Origin of the sequence: [Flexibacter] sp. ATCC 35208, from assembly GCF_001975825.1 — a bacterium.
GTDB lineage: Bacteria > Bacteroidota > Bacteroidia > Chitinophagales > Chitinophagaceae > Chitinophaga.
In genome coordinates this window covers 1-544 of record NZ_MTKN01000258.1, presented here as the reverse complement: position 1 = coordinate 544, position 544 = coordinate 1, and the positions used below count along the sequence as shown (strand labels likewise).

Here is a 544-nt window from a genome sequence, read left to right as displayed (position 1 = left end):
AGCATGCTACTGCTATCTGGACAATCTCCAACGGCATATGTACTTCTACCAGCACTGTTCTTCTGAAGAATGATATGATGCCGGAAGCTGCAAATGCGGGTCCTGACCAGACACATTGTAACGATTCGCTCTTCCACATGGCGGCTACGCCTGGAGCAATCACCACATCTACCGGTAAATGGACTGTGATCAGCGGTACTGCAACTATTGCAGCGACTGACCTGAATAACCCAACTGCCAGTGTGATTGTGTTCGCAGGTACATCCGCTACCCTGCAGTGGACCCTGAGCAATGGTACATGTACTGGTACGCCAGCTACTGTAACACTGACAAACCTGGGACCAGTACTGAACAATACCATCTCTGCCGATCAGACACTTTGTGCTTCTGAAACACCTGCTGCCCTCACGGGTACGGTGGCATTGAGTGGTGGCGACGGTACTTATACTTACCAGTGGCAGATCAGCACGACCAGTGCAACCACCGGTTTCTCCAATGTAACAACAGGTACAGGTGGCACTGCTGCTACTTATACCCCTGCTAC

At 51.1% G+C, this 544-nt stretch carries 1 protein-coding gene; it reads left to right on the top strand.

The genetic code is table 11. The features are described from left to right. Positions 1-544, top strand: a 544-nt coding sequence (locus BW716_RS37390; protein ID WP_179091432.1) for a hypothetical protein, incomplete at both ends; no start/stop codon positions are given.